This is a genomic window from Methylobacterium sp. J-072 (genome assembly GCF_022829425.1).
Lineage (GTDB): Bacteria > Pseudomonadota > Alphaproteobacteria > Rhizobiales > Beijerinckiaceae > Methylobacterium.
In genome coordinates this window covers 125,421-144,698 of the sequence record NZ_JAKSYK010000195.1, presented here as the reverse complement: position 1 = coordinate 144,698, position 19,278 = coordinate 125,421, and the positions used below count along the sequence as shown (strand labels likewise).

Below are 19,278 nucleotides of genomic sequence, written 5' to 3'. Positions count from 1 at the left end.
CATCGCGTTTGCGACGTCCCTTCCGTCGATCGCTTTCACGCCGCCGCGGGCAGGGCAGGGCGGCTCTCGATCGCCTGGCGCACGATCGCCTCGACCTCGGCGCGCCGGGCGCCGGACAGGGGCTTGCGCGGGCCGCGCACGTGCTCGGTCGAGTTGATCGCCAGGGCTTCCGCGAGCTTGATGTTCTGGACCAGGTAAGTCGAGACATCGAGGTCGAGGAGCGGCCTGAACCAGCGGTAGATCGCCAGCGCCTCCTTGAGGCGGCCCGCCTGCATCAGCCGGTAGATCGCGACCGTCTCGGCCGGGAAGGCACAGACGAGGCCGGCGACCCAGCCGCAGGCGCCGACCGCGAGGGCCTCCAGGGCGAGGTTGTCGACGCCGGTGAGCACAGCATAGCGGTCGCCCAGCCGGTTGATGATCTCGGTGGTGCGGCGGATGTCGTCCGAGGATTCCTTGATCGCCACGAAGCGCGGATCCGCGGCCAGCTCCTCCATGATTTCGGGGGTCACGTCGACCCGGTAGGCGACGCGGTTGGAGTAGATCATCACCGGCAGGTCGCCCGCGGCCGCGACGGCCCGCAGGGTCTCGACCGTCTCGGCCGGGTCGGTGTGGTAGATCGGGCTCGGCACCACCATGAGGCCGCTGGCCCCGGCCTTGGCCGCCTTGGCGGCGAGATCACAGGCCTCGCGCGTGCCCGCCTCGGCCACGGTCAGCAGGGTCGGCTTGCCCTTGGTGACCGACTGGGCCCGCTTGAGCACGTCGATGCGCTCGTCGTGGGACAGCATCGGCCCCTCGCCGAGGGATCCGCAGACGATGATGCCGTCGCAGCCCGCCTCCATCTGGAAGCTGAAGCAGCGCTCCATCTCGGCATGGTCGAGGCTGCCGTCGGGCTTGAACTTGGTCGTGACGGCGGGGATGACACCTGTCCACATGGTCGATTTTCCTTCTGCGTCAACGGGTTGAACAGCACCGCGCGCGGGTCGCGCGGCCATGGCTTCGCCCACGCCTTACGCGGCGCGGCGGCGAACTCTGTCGGCCCATCCGGGCGGGTCTTCGCGGCTCAGGCCGCCTCGGCGGCCGGCGCGGGATCGCGGGTGGCGTTCAGGACCGGGCGCCTCTTGGCCCGCTCGGCCCGGCGCCGACGCAGGTGCAAGAACTCGCCGACGACGCCGCGCCGGAAGAACGAGACGCAGACGATGAAGATCAGGCCGATCACCACGGTCACGAGGTCGCCGATGGTCGCGAGGTAGTTCTGCAGCCCGACCACCAGCCCGGCCCCGAGCAGCGGCCCGAAGATCGTGCCGACGCCGCCGAGCAGGGTCATCAGCACCACCTCGGTTGAGGTGTGCAGCGAGACGTCGTTGAGGGAGACGAGCTGGAACACCAGGGCCTTCATCGCCCCGGCATAGCCGGCCACCGCCGCCGAGATCACGAAGGCCAGGAGCTTGAACCGGTCGGTGTCGTAGCCGAGCGAGGTCGCCCGGGCCTCGTTGTCCCGCACCGCCTGCAGGATCTGGCCGAAGGGCGAGTGGACCACGCGGTCGACGAACAGGAAGCCGGCGGCGAACAGCGCCAGCGTCACGTAGTACATCACCGTGTCGGAGGTGAGGTCGAGGCCGAACAGGCTGCCGCGCGGGATGCCCTGGAGGCCGTCCTCGCCGCCGGTCCAGCGGAACTGCACCGCCAGGAAGTAGACGATCTGCGACAGCGCCAGGGTGATCATCGCGAAGTAGATGCCCCGCCGCCGGATCGCGAGGCCGCCGATGGCGAAGCCGACGAATGCCGCCGCGGCGACGCCCGCCACGAACGCCGCCGGCATCCCGAGGGGGTGGTTGCCGAAGCGGATCATCAGGGCGCCGGTGACGTAGCCGGCGCTGCCCAGAAAGGCAGCGTGCGCGAAGGAGACGAGCCCGGTGAAGCCCAGGAGCAGGTTGAAGGCGCAGGCGAACAGCCCGTAGCACATCACCTTCATCACGAAGACCGGGTAGATCAGCCCGGGCACGAACGGCACGACCAGGGCGAGCCCGACCAGGACGAGAAAGATCTTGAAGGTGTTCGACATCGGCTCCCCTCAGGCTTCGCGGCCGAACAGGCCGGCCGGGCGCACCAGCAGGGCCAGCGCCATGATGACGAACACCACCACGGTGGAGGCCTCGGGGTAGACCACCTTGGTCAGCCCCTCGATCAGCCCGAGGGCGAGGCCGGTCATCATCGCGCCGAGGATCGAGCCGAGGCCGCCGATCACCACCACGGCGAAGACGATGTTGAGCAGGTTGCCGCCCATCAGCGGCGTCACCTGCATGATCGGCGCGGCCAGCACCCCGGCGATGCCGGCGAGCGCCACGCCGAACCCGTAGGTGAGGGTGATCATCACCGGCACGTTGATGCCGAAGGCCTGGAGCAGGCGCGGGTTCTCGGTGCCGGCGCGCAGGTAGGCGCCGAGCTTGGTCCGCTCGAACAGGTACCACGTGCCGAAGCAGATCAGCAGCGAGGCCACGACCACGAAGATGCGGTACTTCGGCAGCAGCATGAAGCCGACATCGACCGGCCCCTGCAGGATCTCCGGCGGCTCGTAGCCCTGGCCGGAGACGCCGAACGCGTAGCGGAACGCCCCCTCCATCACCAGAGCCACCCCGAAGGTCAGGAGCAGGCCGTAGAGGTGGTCGAGATGGTAGAGCCGGCGCAGCAGCGTGCGCTCGATGACCATGCCGAACAGGGCGACGCAGAGCGGCGCCAGCACCAGCGCGACCCAGAAGCTGATCTGGACGTCCGGATAGCCGAGCCACGGCCCGATCTGGGTGAGCCCGATCCAGGCCAGGAACGCCGCCATCATGAACTGCGCCCCGTGGGTGAAGTTGATGATGTTGAGCAGCCCGAAGATGATCGCGAGCCCCATGCTCAGCAGGGCGTAGAAGCAGCCGCCGATCAGGCCGATGGTGAGCTGGGCCATGAAGGCCTGGAAGGTGATGTCCATCGTGGGGTCACCGGCGGGTTGGAGGGGTCGAGCTGTCTTTTCGGGGATGCGCCACAAGGGCTACGGCTACGCAGGGTCGAGACACGGTCGCTCTTGCAGGGCTCGACGTGCCCCCTCTCCCGAGCGGGAGAGGGTTGGGGTGAGGGGCCAGGTCTTTCCGGAGATGTCGCATCCCTCACCCTGTCCCTCTCCCGCTCGGGAGAGGGGACCTTCGCTTTCTGCGAGCGACGATGTGACCGCGCCCGCCATGCAACCCTCTGTAGTCCGCTGCCACACCGGGGAGGGGACGCGCGCCATCCCGGAGGCCGGTGCGCGCCCTTGCGCGACAGCGTTTCAGCCCTTGGCGTTGAGCGGGCAGGAATCCGAGGGCTTCGGGAACACCTCGTCGCCCTTCAGGACCGCCCGGACGTTGTAGAAGTCCCAGTCGCGCTTCGATTCCGCCGGCTTCTTCACCTGCAGGAGCAGCATGTCGTGGACGAGGGCGCCGTCGGCGCGCAGCTTGCCGTTGCGGATCACCGCGTCGTCGATCGTCATGGTGCGCAGCTTGCCCATCACCGCGCCGGCCTCGTCGGTGCCGGCCGCCTCGATCGCCTTGAGATAGCTGAGCGCGGCCGAGTAGACCGCCGCCTGCGAGGCGCTCGGCATGCGCTTCATCTTGGCGAAGTACTTTTCCGCGAAGGCGCGCGAGCGGTCGTCGTAATCCCAGTAGAACGCTTCCGTGAGGTACATGTCCTGGGCCTTGGCCAGCCCGAGGCTCTTCACGTCGGTGATGTAGGTCAGCAGCGGGGCGATCACCTGCTTGTCGCTGCGCCCGATACCGTACTCGGCGGCCTGCTTGACGGCGTTGATCGTGTCGCTGCCGGCATTGGCGAGCGCGATCACCTGCGCGCCGCTCCCCTGCGCCTTCAGCATGAAGGAGGAGAAGTCGCCGCCCGGGAACGGGTGGCGCGAGACGCCGAGCACCTTGCCGCCCTCGGCCTCCACCATGGCGGAGGCGTCCTTCTCGAGGGAGTGGCCGAAGGTATAATCGGCGGTGACGAAGTACCAGGTCTTGCGGCCGGTCTTCAGCAGCGCCTTGGCGGTGCCGGCCGCGAGCGCGTAGGTGTTCACCATCCACTGCGCGTTGAGCGGCGAGCACTTCTCGTTGATCGCCGCCATGGCGACCCCGGCCGAGAGCATCGTCACCCGGTTCTTCTGCTTGGCGATCTCCATCACGGCGAGCGCCGTCGAGGAAGTCGGGAAGTCGGCGATCATGTCGACCTTGCCCTGGTCGAACCATTCCCGGGCGAGGTTGGCGGCGATGTCGGGCTTGTTCTGATGGTCGGCGGCGATGAGCTCGACCGGGGCACCCAGCACCTTGCCGCCGATCTCGTCGATGGCGATCTGCGCCGCCACCGCCGAGCCGCGCCCGGTGAAGTCGGAATAGATCCCCGACAGGTCGTTGAGGATGCCGATCTTGACGACACCGTCGCTGACCGGCTCGGCGGCGAGCGCTGGCAGGGGGGCCGACGCGAGCGACGCGCCGAGCACGTAACCGATGAACCGTGACCGCATGTTCCTGGCCTCCTGTTCGTCCCGACTGTTCAATCTTGCAGGCCTCACACGCCGAGCAGGCGCCCGACCTCGGCCTCCCGTGCCGCCACCTCGTCCGCCGGGATCTCGGCCGCGACGCGGCCATTCTCGATCACGTAATGGCGGTCGGCGAGGTGGCGGGCGAAGTGAAAGTTCTGCTCGACCAGCACGATGGTGAAGCCCCGGCTCTTGAGCAGGGCGACCGCCCGGCCGAGGGCCTCGACGATGACCGGGGCCAAGCCCTCGGTGATCTCGTCGAGCAGCAGGATGCGGGCGCCCGTGGTCAGGATGCGGCCGAGCGCCAGCATCTGCTGCTCGCCGCCCGAGAGGCGGCCGCCGCCGCTATCGGCCCGCTCGGCGAGGTTCGGGAACAGCGCCAGCACTTCGGCCACCGACATCCCGTCGGGCCCGAGGCGGGGCAGGAGGGTGAGGTTCTCCTGCGTGGTCAGCGAGTGGTAGATGCCGCGCTCCTCCGGGCAGTAGCCGAGGCCGAGCCGGGCGATCCTGTGCGTGCTGAGCCGGATCGTCTCCTGCCCGCGCACCCGCACCGAGCCGGCGCGGCGGTCGGTCAGGCCGAGGATCGCCTTGAGGGTGGTGCTGCGCCCGGCGCCGTTGCGGCCGAGCAGGGTCACGCATTCGCCCTCGCGCACCGTGACGTCGATGCCGTGCAGGACGTGGCTCTCGCCGTACCAGGCTTCGAGCCCGCGGATCTCCAGGGCGGTGGCGGCCTCGGGCAATTCCACCTCGGGCGATTCCACCTCAGGCATTCCCGCCTCCGAGATAGGCCGCCTTCACCCCGGGATCGGCGGAGACCGCGTCGTAGCTGCCCTCAGCCAGGATCTCGCCGCGCTGGAGCACGGTGATGGTATCGCAGAGATCGGCCACCACCGACATGTTGTGCTCGACCATCAGGATGGTGCGGCCGACGGCGATCCGCCGGATCAGGCGCTTGATCCGGTCGACATCGTCGATGGCCATGCCCTGGGTCGGCTCGTCGAGCAGGAGCAGGGGCGGATCCAGCGCCAGCGTCGTGGCGATCTCCAGGGTCCGCTTGCGCCCGTAGGACAGGTCGGCGGCGTTCGCCTCGGCGTAATCCGCCAGGCCGACATCGGACAGGAGCGCCATGGCCTCGTCGTCCAGCACCGACAGCGACCGGATCGAGCGCCAGAACGCGTACTGGGTTCCGAGCCGCCGCTGCAGCGCGACGCGGACATTGTCGCGCACGCTCATGTGCGGGAAGGTCGCCGAGATCTGGAACGAGCGCACGATCCCCCGTCGGGCGATCGCCGCCGAACTCTCGTGGGTGATGTCGGTCCCCTCATAGAGGATGCGCCCGCCGGTCGGCGTGTGGACCTTCGTCAGCAGGTTGAAGAACGTGGTCTTGCCGGCGCCGTTCGGGCCGATGAGCGCGTGAATTGCATGGCGGCGGACCGCGAAGTCGACCCCGCGCACGGCCGTGAAGCCTCCGAACGCCTTGGTCAGCCCCTCCGTCACCAATGCGTGCTCAGCCACGACGCCCTCGCCGATTCGGTTTTTGTAGATTGTATAAAATCTGCGAACACGTCAAGGCGCCTGTTCCGCGGCGTCTGCGGGGAGCTCCTCACTCGGCATGGGCCTGCCGATAGATCGCCACGAGCGAGACAGCGGCATGCGCGATATGAGCCTGCAGGAGGTCGGCCGCCTGGGAGATCCGGCCGGCCTCGCACAAAGCCACGATCTGCGTGTGCTCGTGGTCGGCGCGGGCGGTGTCCCCGGAGGCGGACAGCTGAAGCCGTGTCGGGCGATCGCAATCCTGGAGCAGCCCGGAGACGATGCTGAGGGAGCGGGGGCGATCGGCGTAGCGCAGCAGATCGAGGTGGAAGCTCCGGTTCAGCTCGCCCCATCGGTCGACCTGACCGGCCGCGAGCGCCGCGCCGTACCCGTCGGTCAGGCCGCGCAGCCTCCGGTAATCCGCCTCGGAGAAGCGGCGCGCCGAGAGCGCCAGAAGCGGCGGTTCGAGCTGCTCGCGCAGGCGAAAGATGTCCTCGACCTCCTCGACGGACAGGCCGGTGACCACGGCCCCGCGATGCGGCACGATCCTGACCAGCCCCTGGGCCTCCAGCTGCAGCAGCGCCTCCCGGACCGGGATGCGGCTGATGCCGAATTCCTCCGCCAGCGCGTCCTGGCGCAACTGGATGCCGGGCGCGAACTCGCCGTTCAGGATGCGCTGCCGGAGCGATTCAGTGACGGCCGCGGAGACCGTCTTGTGGCGCAGGCGATCGGCGGCGGGCGGCGGGGAGGCCGGAGCGGACATGGACACCTCGAAACGAGGGTAGATTGTATCCAGAAATGACGCGCCGCGACAAACGGGGGGCTCGGGGCGGCCACGGAGGCGTCCCGACGAGAGAAGCGATTGCGCGAAGGCGGCGCGACACCGGCCAGGGTCGGCACCCTCGGATCGCCTCGCCCGCGCAGGCGGGACGGCTGCGAGGCGATCGTCCGGAAACCGTCTGATCCGGCCGGTGCGGCGCTCAGTCCCGCCGCTCCCCGCGCAGGGTCTTCAGGCCGATCCCCGTCGCCTCGAAGCCGCCGTCCACGGCCAGCTGCTGGCCGGTGACGAAGGAGGCCCGCTCGGAGCAGAGGAACACGATCGCCTCCGCGAGCTCCGTCTCCAGGCCGTAGCGCCCGAGGGGGACGGCGTCGTGGTAATCCGCGCGGATCTCGGGGCTATGGACCGCCTTGGCCATCGCGGTGTCCACCGGGCCGGGGGCGACCGCGTTCACCCGGATCCCGAATTGCGCCAGCTCGACCGCCTGCTGCTTGGTGAGCTGCGCCAAAGCCGCCTTGCTGGTGCCGTAGGCGGTCCGCAGCGTCGAGGCGCGCAGGCCCGAGATCGAGGTGATGTTCACGATCGCACCGCCGCGCGCGGCGAGCAGCGGCACGGCTGCCTGCGTGCACAGGAACGGCCCGGACAGGTTCACCGCCAGCACCCGCGACCAATCCGCGAAGGTGGTCTCCATCAGCGGCTTGAAGATCGCGATGCCGGCGTTGTTGACCAGCGCGTCGAGGCGCCCGAACCGGTCGGCGACCCGCCGCATCGCTTCCTCGACCGCTGCCGGATCGGAGACGTCCGCGGTCACGGCCAGCACCGCCTCCGGCCGGTCGAGGCGGGCGGCCGCCGCCTCCACGCCCGGACCGTCGATGTCGAGGAGTGCGACGCGCCACCCGTCCGCGAGGAACCGGGCTGCGGCGGCAAGCCCGATGCCGCGGGCCGCCCCCGTCACCAGCGCGGTCCGGTCCTGGGTGTCGCTCATGGGCGCGTCTCCGTCGGCGATGGCCGCACATGGGCGGCGAGGGATCGTTCCGGCGGGCGGCGTCGCCGCGAGCCCGGATATACGCATGCCAGGGCTGACCGCTGCCACCGTGCTACCCGGAGCCGTCTGCAACCGAAAGGCTTTTTGCTGACGTCCGGAGACGATGGCACGGGTCTCAGACCCAACCGCGAACGCCATCTTCGCGATCCTCTTCAAAGCCTTACGCTGAGACCGCCGCCCGGCGGGCACCCACGCGTTGCCTTCGCCGACCCGGCAGCTAGGTAACGCCGCGCCGGGTGACCGCGTGAGCGCGAGGCGATCACGGTCGCAATGCACCGGCCAAGAAGCAGGACCATGGATCAGGACGACGCCCGCCCGGCCCAGCGGTCCCAACGGACGGGTTTTAGACCGGCCGCGCTCGACGCGCTGAACCTCGCGCTCGTCGACGTGAACGGCGCGATCAAGCCGTATCTCAACGTTTATCTCTACGTGAAGCGCGACTGGAGCGACGGCGCGGTCGGGCTGGTCGGGACCGTGGCGGGCCTCGTCGGCATCCTGTTCCAGGCGCCGCTCGGGGCCGCGATCGACGCGGTGCGCGACAAGCGCCTTGTGCTGCTCGCCGCGCTCATCGCCCTGGCGGTGGCGACCGCCGTGATCGCCGTGGCGCCCCATTTCTGGCCGGTCCTGATCGCCTCCACCGTCCTCGCGGTGGCGGGGGCCATCCTGAGCCCCGCCGTGGCCGCGCTCACCCTCGGCCTGGTCCCGCGCCGGCAGCTCACCCGGCGGCTCGGGCGCAACGCCGCCCTGGAGCGCACCGGCAACGTCGTCATCGCGCTGCTGATCGGTGGGATCGGCTGGCTGCTTCCGGACCGGGCGGTGTTCCTGCTGGTGCCGGCCCTGTGCATCGTGGCTGCCGCCGCCCTGTTCTCGATCCCGCGCCGGGCGATCGACGCGCGAAGGGCCCGCGGCGAGACGGAGGGCAACGCCGGCACCGCACCCGCAAGTCTCCGAACACTTCTCGGCAACCGGCCGCTCGTCGTCTTCGCCGTCTGCGTCGGCCTGTTCCACTTCGCCAACGCGCCTCTGCTGACTCTCGTCGCCCAGGAGGTCGGACGGGACCGGCCGGAATGGTCGTCGGTCATCGTCTCGGTCTGCATCGTCGGCGCGCAGATCGTGATGGTGCCGATGGCCGTCTTGGTCGGGCGCCGGGCCGACCGCTGGGGACACAAGCCGCTGCTGCTCGCCGCCTTCGTGGCCCTGCCGCTCCGGGCGCTGCTCTACACGCTCTGGCGTGATCCGATCTGGCTGATCGCGGTGCAGTTCCTCGACGGCGTGGGCGCGGGGCTCCTGAGCGCGTCGAAATCCCTGGTCCTGGCCGACGTGATGCGCGGCACCGGCCGCTACAACCTCGCGCAGGGGCTCGTCGGCACACTCCAGGGCGCGGGCGCCGCGCTCTCCTTCGTGGTGGCGGGCAGCCTCGTTCAGCACGCGGGCTTCCAGGCCGCCTATCTCGTCTGCGGGGGCGTCGCGCTCCTCGCGCTGGCGCTGCTCTGGCTCGCCATGCCCGAGACCGCCACGGAGCGGGCCGGCTCCGAGCCCGCACCGGCCGGAAACGCCTGAGGAGCCCACGCCATGCACCCTCTGTCCCGCGCGCTCCTGGCCCTCGTCTGGGCCGCTCTTCCCTTGGCGCCCCTCGCGGCGGCCGAGCTGCACGCCACCTGGATCGACCCGGAGGCGCTGGCGCTCCAGCGCGTCCTGCCGCCGACCCCGGCGCCGGGCTCCGCGGCGGAGGCTGCCGATCTCGCCGCCGTGCGCGCGGCGGTCGCTGCGCGAACCACGGAGGACGAGCGGCGCATCACCGCCAACCTGCCCTGCACCCTCGACCGCTTCGCCGATGTGCTCGGACCGGCCTTCACGGCCGCCCGCATGCCGAAGCTTGCCGCCCTGATCGAGCACGTGTTCCAGGACGGCGAATTGGCGGTGCTGGCGGCCAAGTCGGCGATCGGCCGCAAGCGGCCCTATACCCTCGATCCGGATCTGCGCACCTTCGGCCACCGTTCCGGAAGCACATCGTATCCGAGCGGCCACGCGACCTTCGGGTATCTGGCGGCGACCGTGCTCGGGATCCTGGCGCCGGAGAAGCGGGAGGCCCTGTTCGCCCGTGCGGACCAGTACGGCCGGAACCGCTTCGAGGCCGGCACGCATTTTCCGTCCGACCTCGAAGCCGGAACGATCGCCGCCGCGATCATCGCCGAGGCGCTGCTGCGCGACGGCGGATTTCAACAGGCGCTCGCCGATGCCCGGGCGGAGGTCGACCGGGCCGGCCGGTAAATGCTGCGCCCCCCCCTGCTCGAACGTTGCGGGCTCCGACCGCCCGGCGTCGCCGCAACGCGGTCGCCCACCAGCCAGTCTAAGACTTTCGAACGCAGAGGTCGGCATGTTTCGGTATTCTGGAAACGCCGAATTTAGTCCATATCCGACAAAGGCCCTCTCGACGTTTCCGCGATCGGCCCGCTGCATACCGCTCACGCTCAATAACCGTCCCGTCCGGATTTGGCTCGGTCCACAATACCAGTCCGGACAGGCGCAGAGTGATACCGCTATGGGATCGTTCTTAACGCTTAGGGACCGGGTGCCAGGCCGTCCGAACGGGTGTCGCTATTTTTGCCGCACACCTCAAAATTCGCCAGATAGGATCAAGTATTCAGGATATGAGTACTCTTCCAGACGGCAGGAGCCATTGACGAGCCGCGGCAGACTTTGAACCATGGGCTGATGCCGTGTGGCCTCTGCTGCTCTTCGCCGAGGTGAGGGTTGCTCGTGAATCGTCTGCTCTTCCTCTGGCTCGCTCTCGTGATGGCGACGGCCGCGCAGGCTCAAGTGGGCGCCGGGAACGGGAACGGCAATTCCGGAGCCGGCAACGGGAATGGCAACGGCAACGGCAGCAACAACGCGCTGGCGGCCGCCGCAGCGGCGGGCTCGTCGAGTTCGGTAAGCATCGGCGGCGGCAGCGGGCGGAACACGCCGAGCGTTTGGGCGCCGGGTCTAGCGGCCGCGGGGATCGAGAGTTGCCTCGGCAGCGCGAGCGTCGGCGGGGCCGGCCCCGGGATCGGCGTCACCCTCGGCGGCACGTTGACCGACAAGGGGTGCAACCTGCGCCTCTATGCCCGGACCCTGTACAGCCTCGGCCACAGGGTCGCGGCCACGCAGATCCTGTGCAACGATCCCGACGTCGCCCTGGCGCTGGCCGTCGAGGGCGTGCGCTGCCTCGCCGGCTCCGGCGCGGAGACGCAGCGGGCGGTCGGCTTTGCGCCCTCCGCGGACTATCCCGCCGTCGCCGACCTCGGCGCGGAGACCCGATCCGAGCTCGAGCCCGCCGTTTCCCGCCGCGCCCCGGCGAAGCGGCGCCGGCGCGCCCAGGCAGAGCCCCCCCGCTGACCGGCGCCGTCGGCTACGGCGTGAGGCGAGCGGGCGGGACGCGGCCGTGCCGGACGGGTGCGGCGGGCGTCACATGGGGCGTGAGCAGCATCGCGATCTGGGTCCTGTTGTGCAGGCCGAATTTGCGCATGATGTTGCCGATATGGGTTTTGACAGTATTGGTCGATATCCCCATCTCGTAAGCGATGCCGTCATTCTGCGCGCCGAGCGCTATATGCCGGATGATCTCCCGCTCGCGTGCGGTCAAGGCGAGGCGGGTGTCGGCGAGAGCGGTTCGCGCGGACGGTTGGATCATCATTACCTCCTTCTGCGCCGGAACACGTCCGACGGGTCCATCATTCCATCTTGAGAGCATCGACCGGATCGAGCCGAGAGGCTCGGTGGGCCGGGTAGTATCCGAAGAACAGGCCGACCAGCGCCGAGAATCCCACTGACAGGACGATCGCCTGCGCGTCGATGATCGTCGCCCAGCCCGCCGACCGGGCCACCGTCAGCGAGATCGCGCTCCCGACGACGACGCCGGCCAGACCGCCCAGCAGACAGAGCACCAGGGCCTCCGCGAGGAACTGGAGCCGGATGTCCGTGCCGCGCGCGCCGACCGCGCGCCGGATCCCGATCTCCCGGGTGCGCTCGGTCACCGTGACCGTCATGATGTTCATGATGCTGATCCCGCCGACCAGCAGAGACACGCCCGCCACGGAGGTGAGCAGCAGCGCGATGGTGCGCGTGGCGCCGCGCTGGGCATCCATCGCGGCGGCCGGGTCGGAGACCTTGAAGTCGTCCTCCTGCCCTTCGAGGATGCGGTGGCGCTGGCGCAAAAGCTCCTCGATCTCCGTGCGCGCCCGGGTCATCGCCTCGTCCGACACGGCCTTGGCCACGATGTAGGCGACGGCGTCGCGGTTCACGCCGCTGGCGCTGCCGAGGAAGCGCAGCTTGGCCGTCTCCAGAGGAACGAACACCACGTCGTCCTGGTCCGGTCCCTTGGCATCGAGCACGCCGATCACCTCGAAGGGCACGCTCATGATGCGCACCTCGGCCCCGACCGGGTTGTCGCGTCCGAACAGCTCCTTCGCCACCGCACTGCCCAGGACGACGACCTTGGCGGCGGTGTTCTGCTCGGTCCCGTTGAAGGTGCGGCCGCCCTTCAGCGTCCAGTCGCGCACGAGGAAGTGCCCGTTCGTGGTGCCGTTGACGGTGGTGTTCCAGTTCCGGCTCTCGCGCACGATCTGCGCGCTCCCGGACAAGGACCCGGCTGCGACCCGGATCTGCGGCACCTGCGCCAGGATCGCGGCCACATCGCCCTCCGTGAGCGTCAGGCGGGTGCCGGCCTTCAACCGGACCCCGTCCTTCCGGGCGGCGCCGGGATTGATCATCAGGACGTTCGCGCCGACGGCCCGGATCTGCTCGGCGACCCGCCCCTGCGCTCCGCTGCCGATGGCCAGCACCGTCACCACCGAGGCGACGCCGATCACGATGCCGAGCATGGTGAGGAAGCTGCGCATCGGGTTCAGGCGCAGGGACCGCAGCGCGACGAGGAGGGTCTGGGACAGGCTCATGCGGCAACCACCCGCCTGGGCTGGCGCACGTCGCCGACCACCCGGCCGTCCCGCAGGTGAACCGTGCGCGCGCAATGGGCCGCCACATGGGCGTCGTGGGTGATCATCACGACGGTCTGCCCGGCGCGATTGAGCTGGCGGACCAAGTCGAGGATCTCCGCGCCGGTCCGGCTGTCCAGCGCCCCGGTCGGCTCGTCGGCGAGCAGGACCGCCGGCTCGCCGACGAGGGCTCGGGCGATCGCCACCCGCTGCTGCTCGCCCCCCGAGAGCTGCGAGGGGAAATGCGTCTCCCGGGCGGACATGCCCACCGATTCCAGGGCGGCCCGGGCGCGCAGGCGGCGCAAGCGCGGCTCCATGCCGGCATAGATCAGCGGCAGCTCCACGTTCTCCACCGCGGTGCTGCGCGCGAGCAGGTTGTAGGATTGGAACACGAAGCCGATCCAGTCCCGGCGCATCCGGGCCCGGGCATCGTCGGACAGGCGCGCCGTGTCCTTGCCGTCGAGGCGGATCGACCCCGAGGTCGGGCGGTCGAGGAGCCCGACCATGTTCATCAGGGTGCTCTTGCCCGATCCGGACGGACCCATGATGGCGACGCACTCGCCCGCCTCGATTCCGAGGGTGATGTCGCGGATCACCGGCACCGGGACGGTCCCGACCTGGAACGTCCGGTGCACGGCTTCGAGGGCGAGGAGCGACATCTCAGAACCCCAGCCGCACGCCGAACAGGCGGCGGCCCGCCGGCATCTCGGCTTGCCCGACCACGACCTCGCTGCCCTCGGCGAGGCGGCCGGCCGACCGCAGCGCGACCAGATCGGCGCTGGTCGCTCCGGTCTCGACCCGGACGGCTTCGAGGCCCCCATCCGCGCCCCGCACCCAGACCGCGGGGGCGGCCGGATCCCGGAGCACGCTGCCTTCGGGGCGGAATCGCAGGGCCGCCAGCGGCACCTTCAGGACGTCCTCGTCCTTGTGGATCGTCAGCTTCACCAGGGCGGTCATCCCGGGCAGGAGCAGGCCGTCGCGATTGTCGGTCTTGAGGACGACCGTGTAGGTGACGACGTTCTGCGTCACGAGCGGCGCCTTGCGGACCTGCCGGACCACGGCCTCGAACCGCCGGCCCGGATAGGCGTCGACCCCGAAGGTCGCGCGCTGCCCGGCCGCGACCCGGCCGATATCGGTCTCGTCCACCCGGGCATGGACCTCCATCTCGGCGAGGTTCTTGGCGATGTTGAAGGCGGTTCGGACATCCAGGCCCGCGGCCAGCGTCTGCCCCTGGTTGACGAAGCGGCCGACCACCACGCCGTCCGTGGGGGATCGGATCACCGTCCGGTCGAGGTCGATCTCGGCGCCCCTGAGGCTCGCCTGGCGTTGAGGCACCGCCGCCCGCGCTTGCGCGAATTCCGCTTCGAGGCGCCGCACCTCGGCCACGGCGGCCTCCACCGCGAAGCCGTTGAGGTCGAGCACCGAACTCGCTTCCCGCGCCTGCGCCTTCCGGGAGGCGAGATCGGTCTGCGCCTCTTCCAGAGCGGCCGGCGAGGCAACCTCACGGGAACGCAGGGCTATCTTCCGGTCGAGATTGCGCTCGGCCGCGAGTTGCACAGCCTGGGCACTCTCGACCTTGGCTTGAAGGACGGCCTTGTTGCCGCGGGCATTGTCGAGGTCGATCCGCGCCCGATCGAGACGCGCCTGCTGAACCTTCACGTTCGCCACCGACATGTCGAGGGCCGCGCGGTTCTCCTCGACTTTGGCAATGAAGCTGCGCTGGTCGAGCTCCGCGAGCGGATCGCCGAGGCGGACCCGGTCGTTGAAGTCCACGTATAGCCGGGCGATCTGCCCCGCCAGCTGCGAGCCCACCTCGACGGTATCGACCGGCTGCACGGTCCCCGTGGCGGTGATGAGCTGCTCCAGGGCGCCGCGCTGGATCGGCGCCGTGATGAAGCGGCCCGCATCGGGCACGGGGGCGACAGGCTCGTTCGCGGCAGCGGCCGCCGGCGATCCGCGCTGTGTGGACCCGAACAGGCCGACATCGGGATTCGCGTAGGTGAGCAGGGCGAAGGCGGAGACCGCCGCGATGCCGAGCGTCATCAGATTGTTGGGCAACCGGCGCGCCATGTGCGAGACCTCCCGCCTGTCCGCTTCGCATGCCCGGTGAGGCCCGGATCTGGCGGCTGCGACCGTGGGTTTTCACCCGGGCCTTGACCACTTGGTTGCAGAAATTGTTACGCTTGGGAACTCACACCGAACCCGTAAGTATTTGTACTTATATTTTTGATTGTTCGTTTATTGGCCAAATCAATTTAATTCACATTCAGATCATGTGTTTTTGAAATATCATCGCTGGAATACAGATATAATCCGCAATGATCCGAACATCGACTGAAAAATGCAAAAATCTTTATATCATGGATATTCGCGCGGCTCTTCGTACCAAAGCCTGAACACATCCGCAACCGGTTTTGGTCATGACCTTGGCACGATGGATTTCTACAGTGCGATAACTGATATCGAGCACCTGCCCGATCTCCTTGTTGGTGCGCCCGAGCAGGACGTGGTGAAGCACGTCGCGCTCGCGCCCGGTCAAGCGGTTGACCTGCTCTGCGAAGTCCGCGTCGTCGCCGGTCGGTTGGGGGCCGTCGTCCCCGACGAGGGCCGCCCGGACCGCGTCGAGCAGGAGGGGGGCCTCGAACGGCTTTTCCAGAACATCGCAGGCTCCGAGCTTCATGCATCGCACAGCGGTCGGCACGTCCGCGTGTCCGGTCATGATCACGACGGGCACCATCGAGCCTGCGGCCCGGAGGCGGCCCAGCATCTCCAGGCCATCGATATGCGGCATGCGCAGATCGGCGACGATGCAGCCGTTCAGGCGGCTGGCCTCCTCAAGCAGCGTCGCCGCGCCGGCATGCTCGGCGACGCGATGCCCGAACACCCCGAGGAGGAGTGCCAGCGAATGGCGCATCGCCTCGTCGTCGTCCACGACGTGGATCGTCGAAATGGAGGCCGTCTTCATGTCAGTCCTCAGCCGCCGGCAGGGTGAAGTGGAAGGTGGCGCCCCCCGTGGCGGGACGGTCCACCCCGAACGTGCCGCCATGCGCCTGCACGATCGACCGGCTCACCGATAAGCCGACGCCCATGCCGGTCGACTTGGTCGTGACGAAGGGGAGGAAGAGGCTCTCGGCAACCGCTTCCGCGATGCCCGGCCCGGTATCCGAGACGCTGATGCGGACCGCGCCATCGTCTTGCGCGGTCGCGACGATCGCCAGGTTCCGGCATGCGTTGTCCCGCATCGCCTCGCAGGCGTTCCGGATCAGGTTGACCAGGACCTGCTGGATCTGCACGCGGTCGGCGAGGACGCGGATCCCGGGTGGACCCGGGTCGATCCGCGTCTCGACGCCCTGTTCCCGGGTTCCGACGAGGGCAAGATCGCAAGCCTCTTCGAGGAGCGCCGCGACGCTCTCGGACCGCCTCTCCGTCTCGCCCCGGGTGACGAAATCCCTCACGCGTCGGATGATGGCCCCCGCCCGCTGCGCTTGCCGCGCAGCGGCGGCGAGCGCGCTGCGGGCCGCATCGATCTGCTCGTTTCCCGGCTCCGAGAGGAAGTGGTCGCAGGCGGTCGTGTAGTTGCTGATCGCTCCGAGCGGCTGGTTGAGCTCGTGGGCCAGCGCCGAAGCCATCTCGCCCATGGCGGAGAGGCGCGAGACGTGGATGAGATCGGCCTGGAGGCGCTGCAGGTGCGCCTCGGCCCGGCGATGCTCGTCGATACAGTAGACGATGCCGCGGAAGCGGGTCGGACGCGTGCCGCGACCGAGTTCGGCCCGCCCGTGGGAGCGCACCCAGCGTATCCCGCCGTCGGCTTGGCGGACGCGATACTCGATGGTGTAGCGACCGCCGTGCTCCAGCGCGCCACGGACCGCCGCCGCCCGTGCGGCGCGATCTTCGGGATGCACGATGGCCTGGAAGGCGTCGTGATCGGTCAGGCGCCGCGCCGACACGCCGAGGATGGGGTGGCAATTCTCGGAGATGGCGACCCGGCCATTCGCGGGGTCGAGCGACCACGTGCAGATGCCGACCTCGTCGAGGGTCTCGCGAAGCTCGCGCGCCGAGAGCCCGTGCTGGGCTTTTATCCTCCGACCCGATCGCGTGCGTTCCAAGCGCTGCACCGCCGCGTCCCTTCCCTTACCGCGGACTCTATCGGCATCGGAGGATGAATCCGCTTTCTAAGCAATATACCGCACTGGCATTACGACCAAAACCCCAATGTTCGCCTCCGGTATCTGCATTTTTTCGAGCGAATTCCGATAATAAAATGCCATTATAATCCGTTCTCACCAACGGCTTGCACGATTATTGCATTCGACGATAATTATCCGAGCATATTCCCGGAAATCAAGCACATTTTTATCCAAAAGGCGTAACCAACACAGGTTAGCTCGGATTTACGGCTATGCATGGCCTGTCCAACACAGCAACCTGACCGCGTTGCTCACCCCGAGCAACGGACCGCATGTCCCGAGCCGCAGATGGAATTGGGCATGCATCGGACAGGAGGAATGCGCGATGAGGACAATCCTGATCTCGGCCGTCGCCGCTCTCGCCCTCGCCGGCATGCCTTCGATGGCGTCGGCTCAGGCGCTGGGCAACGGAAACGGCAATGGTAACGGCAACATCGGCTCGGGCAACGGCAATGCCAACGGCAACGCCAATTCCGGCGCCTTGAACGGCAATGGCAACGGCAATTTCAACTTCGGGAGCCTGAACGGCAACCTGAACGGCAACGGCAATTCCGGCTCCGGCAACGGCAACCTGAACGGCAACGTCAACCTGTTCGGCGCCAGCGGCAACGGCAATGCCAACGGCAACCTCAACTCCGGCAGCCTGAACGGCAATGCCAACGGCAATTTCAATTACGGCCGCTTCACCGTCGGCAACGGCAACCTGAACGGCAACGCCAATGCTGGTCTCGCCAACGGCAACGGCAACGGCAGCAACAACGGCCCTCGCTTCCTGACGATCCGCTGAGCGGGCCGCGAACAGGCGTGCGACCGCCGAGTCGCACGCCCTGAGACGCATGAGGTGACCGCCGTCCAGTCCGGGACGGCCGTCGGCGGAGGCAGGCCGGAGATGCCCCGGCGCGGAACAAGGAGCAACGCGATGAAGTCTCGACTCCGCATCGTGGCCCTCCTCGGGCTCGTCGGCGCGACCACGGTTCCGGCGCAGGCTCAGATCTTCTCCATCGGGAACGGTGTGGGCAACGGCAACGGCAACCTCGGATCCCTGAACGGCAACAACAACGGCAGCTGGAACATCGGATCCGGAAATGGCACCGGCAACGGCAATGGCAGCGGTACGCCCATCGTGAACGGCAATATGGGCGCGTTCAATTCCGGCTCGAACAACGTCGGTGCCTTCAACGGTGGGACGGGCAACGCGGGCGCGTTCAACGGCATCGGGAACACCGGTGCGAGCAACGGCAGCGGCAATGTCGGCGCCTATAACGGCAACTACAATTCCGGGTCCCACAACGGCAACGGCAATGTCGGCGCCGGCAACGGAAACCTCAACGGCGGCAGCAGCAACGGCAACGGCAACGTCGGTGGCGGGAACGGAAACCTCAACGGGAACATGTCGCTACCGTCCTTCTTCCGCCGTTGAGAGCACGCGCCGCCGAAGCGGACACCGGTTCGGCGGCGGAACCTGCATCGAGGCCCGAGACGGAGACCTGTTCCCGTAGGGCGACGACCGAGATGGAGCCGAGCGCCGTGCATCGAATCCTTGCTCTTCTCGCGTGGGGCCTGCTCGGGCCCATCGCGGCCCAGGCCGCGCCCGGCGGCATCCCCGCCCTTGCCCAGCCGGCATCAGATGGGCCGCAGACGCTGATTTCGCCGATCGGAGCGGGCAACGGCAACGGCAACGGCAACGTCGGCTCGAACAACGGCAACGGCAATCAGACGAACGGCAACGGAAATTTCGGCACCGGGAACGGACACGGCAACGGCAGACGGAACGCGCCACGGACGTAAACGCCTTTGCGGAGTGCCCTCCTCGAAGGCAGCTTCGCGGCGACGCGCGCCGGATCGCGGCCCTCAATGCTTCCGGCGAGCGGAGCGCGACCACAGATCGGCAACGATCGCACGGGCCCCGTCGCCGGTCCCACCGCACGGGATCCCAGCGGTCACGCAAAACTCTCCGCCGAGTGCTGCTTCCAAGACGACTATGTTCGTCGCCATCGTCTAGCGGAGTGCAGCCGACGATAATCCATCTTCATTGACGCGGAATTGGAGATATTATATTCGGTGAAAAGTTTAGCAGTACAGTACCTGGCATGGAGTGCATCCGATGGAAATGCCTTGCCGGAAATGGGGCGGACGCACGTCGATTGCGCTAGCGCTCGGTCTGACGGTCTCGCTGTCCCGACCGGTGCCGGCACAGAGCGTGGATCATCGTCATCGCT

General features: G+C 68.5%; 20 protein-coding genes. 6 read left to right on the top strand and 14 right to left on the bottom strand.

The features are described from left to right. Positions 1–35: 35 nt before the first annotated feature. The 8 genes from MKK67_RS25595 to MKK67_RS25560 all read right to left on the bottom strand — a co-directional run bounded on the left by MKK67_RS25595 (position 36) and on the right by MKK67_RS25560 (position 7,839). Positions 36–932: a dihydrodipicolinate synthase family protein gene (locus MKK67_RS25595; RefSeq protein ID WP_243970846.1), complete on the bottom strand. Its 897-nt coding sequence runs from the start codon at positions 930–932 to the stop codon at positions 36–38. A gap of 128 nt (positions 933–1,060) precedes the next feature. Next, positions 1,061–2,062, bottom strand: a complete 1,002-nt coding sequence (locus MKK67_RS25590) for a branched-chain amino acid ABC transporter permease (protein WP_243970844.1) — start codon at positions 2,060–2,062, stop codon at positions 1,061–1,063. Positions 2,063–2,071: 9 nt separating this feature from the next. Then, a complete protein-coding gene (locus MKK67_RS25585; RefSeq protein ID WP_243970842.1) occupies positions 2,072–2,974 on the bottom strand; it encodes a branched-chain amino acid ABC transporter permease in 903 nt (300 codons plus the stop codon). 333 nt (positions 2,975–3,307) lie between these two features. Further along, positions 3,308–4,528, bottom strand: a complete 1,221-nt coding sequence (locus MKK67_RS25580; protein WP_243970840.1) for an ABC transporter substrate-binding protein — start codon at positions 4,526–4,528, stop codon at positions 3,308–3,310. Between the two features lie 44 nt (positions 4,529–4,572). Then, on the bottom strand, positions 4,573–5,313 hold the full coding sequence (locus tag MKK67_RS25575; protein WP_243970838.1) for an ABC transporter ATP-binding protein: 741 nt from the start codon (positions 5,311–5,313) through the stop codon (positions 4,573–4,575). Beyond that, positions 5,306–6,073: an ABC transporter ATP-binding protein gene (locus MKK67_RS25570; protein WP_409568440.1), complete on the bottom strand. Its 768-nt coding sequence runs from the start codon at positions 6,071–6,073 to the stop codon at positions 5,306–5,308. The genes MKK67_RS25575 and MKK67_RS25570 overlap by 8 nt, the downstream gene beginning before the upstream one ends. A 73-nt stretch (positions 6,074–6,146) precedes the next feature. After that, on the bottom strand, positions 6,147–6,839 hold the full coding sequence (locus MKK67_RS25565; protein ID WP_243970833.1) for a GntR family transcriptional regulator: 693 nt from the start codon (positions 6,837–6,839) through the stop codon (positions 6,147–6,149). A 217-nt stretch (positions 6,840–7,056) separates the two neighbouring features. Further along, entirely contained in the window at positions 7,057–7,839 is a 783-nt protein-coding gene (locus tag MKK67_RS25560; RefSeq protein ID WP_243970832.1) for an SDR family NAD(P)-dependent oxidoreductase, read from the bottom strand. Between the two features lie 354 nt (positions 7,840–8,193). Here MKK67_RS25560 and MKK67_RS25555 point away from each other — a divergent pair, with 354 nt between their 5' ends. The 3 genes from MKK67_RS25555 (at position 8,194) to MKK67_RS25545 (ending at position 11,277) form a co-directional block, all read left to right on the top strand. Then, positions 8,194–9,459, top strand: coding sequence for an MFS transporter (locus MKK67_RS25555; RefSeq protein WP_243970830.1), 1,266 nt, complete (start codon positions 8,194–8,196; stop codon positions 9,457–9,459). A gap of 12 nt (positions 9,460–9,471) precedes the next feature. Further along, positions 9,472–10,170, top strand: a complete 699-nt coding sequence (locus MKK67_RS25550) for a phosphatase PAP2 family protein (RefSeq protein WP_243970828.1) — start codon at positions 9,472–9,474, stop codon at positions 10,168–10,170. A 489-nt stretch (positions 10,171–10,659) separates the two neighbouring features. Continuing rightward, complete coding sequence (locus MKK67_RS25545) at positions 10,660–11,277, top strand: hypothetical protein (RefSeq protein WP_243970826.1); 618 nt, start codon at positions 10,660–10,662, stop codon at positions 11,275–11,277. Positions 11,278–11,290: 13 nt separating this feature from the next. Here MKK67_RS25545 and MKK67_RS25540 read toward each other — a convergent pair whose 3' ends face one another. The 6 genes from MKK67_RS25540 to MKK67_RS25515 all read right to left on the bottom strand — a co-directional run bounded on the left by MKK67_RS25540 (position 11,291) and on the right by MKK67_RS25515 (position 16,987). Next, on the bottom strand, positions 11,291–11,575 hold the full coding sequence (locus MKK67_RS25540; RefSeq protein ID WP_243970824.1) for a response regulator transcription factor: 285 nt from the start codon (positions 11,573–11,575) through the stop codon (positions 11,291–11,293). A 37-nt stretch (positions 11,576–11,612) separates the two neighbouring features. Further along, a complete protein-coding gene (locus tag MKK67_RS25535) occupies positions 11,613–12,833 on the bottom strand; it encodes an ABC transporter permease (protein ID WP_243970822.1) in 1,221 nt (406 codons plus the stop codon). Next, the gene (locus MKK67_RS25530; protein ID WP_243970819.1) at positions 12,830–13,531 is read right to left on the bottom strand and encodes an ABC transporter ATP-binding protein; all 702 of its coding nucleotides are present in this window, start codon (positions 13,529–13,531) and stop codon (positions 12,830–12,832) included. The genes MKK67_RS25535 and MKK67_RS25530 overlap by 4 nt, the downstream gene beginning before the upstream one ends. A gap of 1 nt (position 13,532) precedes the next feature. Beyond that, positions 13,533–14,942 carry an efflux RND transporter periplasmic adaptor subunit gene (locus MKK67_RS25525; RefSeq protein ID WP_243970817.1) on the bottom strand — a complete coding sequence of 470 codons (1,410 nt, stop codon included), beginning with the start codon at positions 14,940–14,942 and terminating at the stop codon, positions 13,533–13,535. A 283-nt stretch (positions 14,943–15,225) separates the two neighbouring features. After that, entirely contained in the window at positions 15,226–15,837 is a 612-nt protein-coding gene (locus MKK67_RS25520; protein ID WP_243970815.1) for a response regulator transcription factor, read from the bottom strand. Between the two features lies 1 nt (position 15,838). Continuing rightward, a complete protein-coding gene (locus MKK67_RS25515; protein WP_409568438.1) occupies positions 15,839–16,987 on the bottom strand; it encodes a sensor histidine kinase in 1,149 nt (382 codons plus the stop codon). Between the two features lie 397 nt (positions 16,988–17,384). On the opposite strand from MKK67_RS25515, the gene MKK67_RS25510 reads away from it, so the two are divergent. The 3 genes from MKK67_RS25510 to MKK67_RS25500 all read left to right on the top strand — a co-directional run bounded on the left by MKK67_RS25510 (position 17,385) and on the right by MKK67_RS25500 (position 18,847). Then, positions 17,385–17,846 carry a hypothetical protein gene (locus MKK67_RS25510; RefSeq protein WP_243970811.1) on the top strand — a complete coding sequence of 154 codons (462 nt, stop codon included), beginning with the start codon at positions 17,385–17,387 and terminating at the stop codon, positions 17,844–17,846. A gap of 54 nt (positions 17,847–17,900) precedes the next feature. Continuing rightward, positions 17,901–18,479 (top strand): hypothetical protein, encoded by a 579-nt coding sequence (locus MKK67_RS25505; RefSeq protein ID WP_243970808.1) that lies wholly within the window; start codon positions 17,901–17,903, stop codon positions 18,477–18,479. Between the two features lie 92 nt (positions 18,480–18,571). Further along, positions 18,572–18,847: a hypothetical protein gene (locus MKK67_RS25500; protein WP_243970806.1), complete on the top strand. Its 276-nt coding sequence runs from the start codon at positions 18,572–18,574 to the stop codon at positions 18,845–18,847. Positions 18,848–19,278: the final 431 nt, after the last annotated feature.

Coding starts and splice junctions, on each gene's coding strand:
- MKK67_RS25500 (WP_243970806.1), top strand. CDS start 18,572: ATGGAGCCGAGCGCCGTGCATCGAATCCTTGCTCTTCTCGCGTGGGGC.
- MKK67_RS25580 (WP_243970840.1), bottom strand. CDS start 4,528: ATGCGGTCACGGTTCATCGGTTACGTGCTCGGCGCGTCGCTCGCGTCG.
- MKK67_RS25535 (WP_243970822.1), bottom strand. CDS start 12,833: ATGAGCCTGTCCCAGACCCTCCTCGTCGCGCTGCGGTCCCTGCGCCTG.
- MKK67_RS25565 (WP_243970833.1), bottom strand. CDS start 6,839: ATGTCCGCTCCGGCCTCCCCGCCGCCCGCCGCCGATCGCCTGCGCCAC.
- MKK67_RS25595 (WP_243970846.1), bottom strand. CDS start 932: ATGTGGACAGGTGTCATCCCCGCCGTCACGACCAAGTTCAAGCCCGAC.
- MKK67_RS25585 (WP_243970842.1), bottom strand. CDS start 2,974: ATGGACATCACCTTCCAGGCCTTCATGGCCCAGCTCACCATCGGCCTG.
- MKK67_RS25590 (WP_243970844.1), bottom strand. CDS start 2,062: ATGTCGAACACCTTCAAGATCTTTCTCGTCCTGGTCGGGCTCGCCCTG.
- MKK67_RS25560 (WP_243970832.1), bottom strand. CDS start 7,839: ATGAGCGACACCCAGGACCGGACCGCGCTGGTGACGGGGGCGGCCCGC.
- MKK67_RS25525 (WP_243970817.1), bottom strand. CDS start 14,942: ATGGCGCGCCGGTTGCCCAACAATCTGATGACGCTCGGCATCGCGGCG.
- MKK67_RS25575 (WP_243970838.1), bottom strand. CDS start 5,313: ATGCCTGAGGTGGAATCGCCCGAGGTGGAATTGCCCGAGGCCGCCACC.
- MKK67_RS25550 (WP_243970828.1), top strand. CDS start 9,472: ATGCACCCTCTGTCCCGCGCGCTCCTGGCCCTCGTCTGGGCCGCTCTT.
- MKK67_RS25510 (WP_243970811.1), top strand. CDS start 17,385: ATGAGGACAATCCTGATCTCGGCCGTCGCCGCTCTCGCCCTCGCCGGC.
- MKK67_RS25540 (WP_243970824.1), bottom strand. CDS start 11,575: ATGATGATCCAACCGTCCGCGCGAACCGCTCTCGCCGACACCCGCCTC.
- MKK67_RS25555 (WP_243970830.1), top strand. CDS start 8,194: ATGGATCAGGACGACGCCCGCCCGGCCCAGCGGTCCCAACGGACGGGT.
- MKK67_RS25520 (WP_243970815.1), bottom strand. CDS start 15,837: ATGAAGACGGCCTCCATTTCGACGATCCACGTCGTGGACGACGACGAG.
- MKK67_RS25530 (WP_243970819.1), bottom strand. CDS start 13,531: ATGTCGCTCCTCGCCCTCGAAGCCGTGCACCGGACGTTCCAGGTCGGG.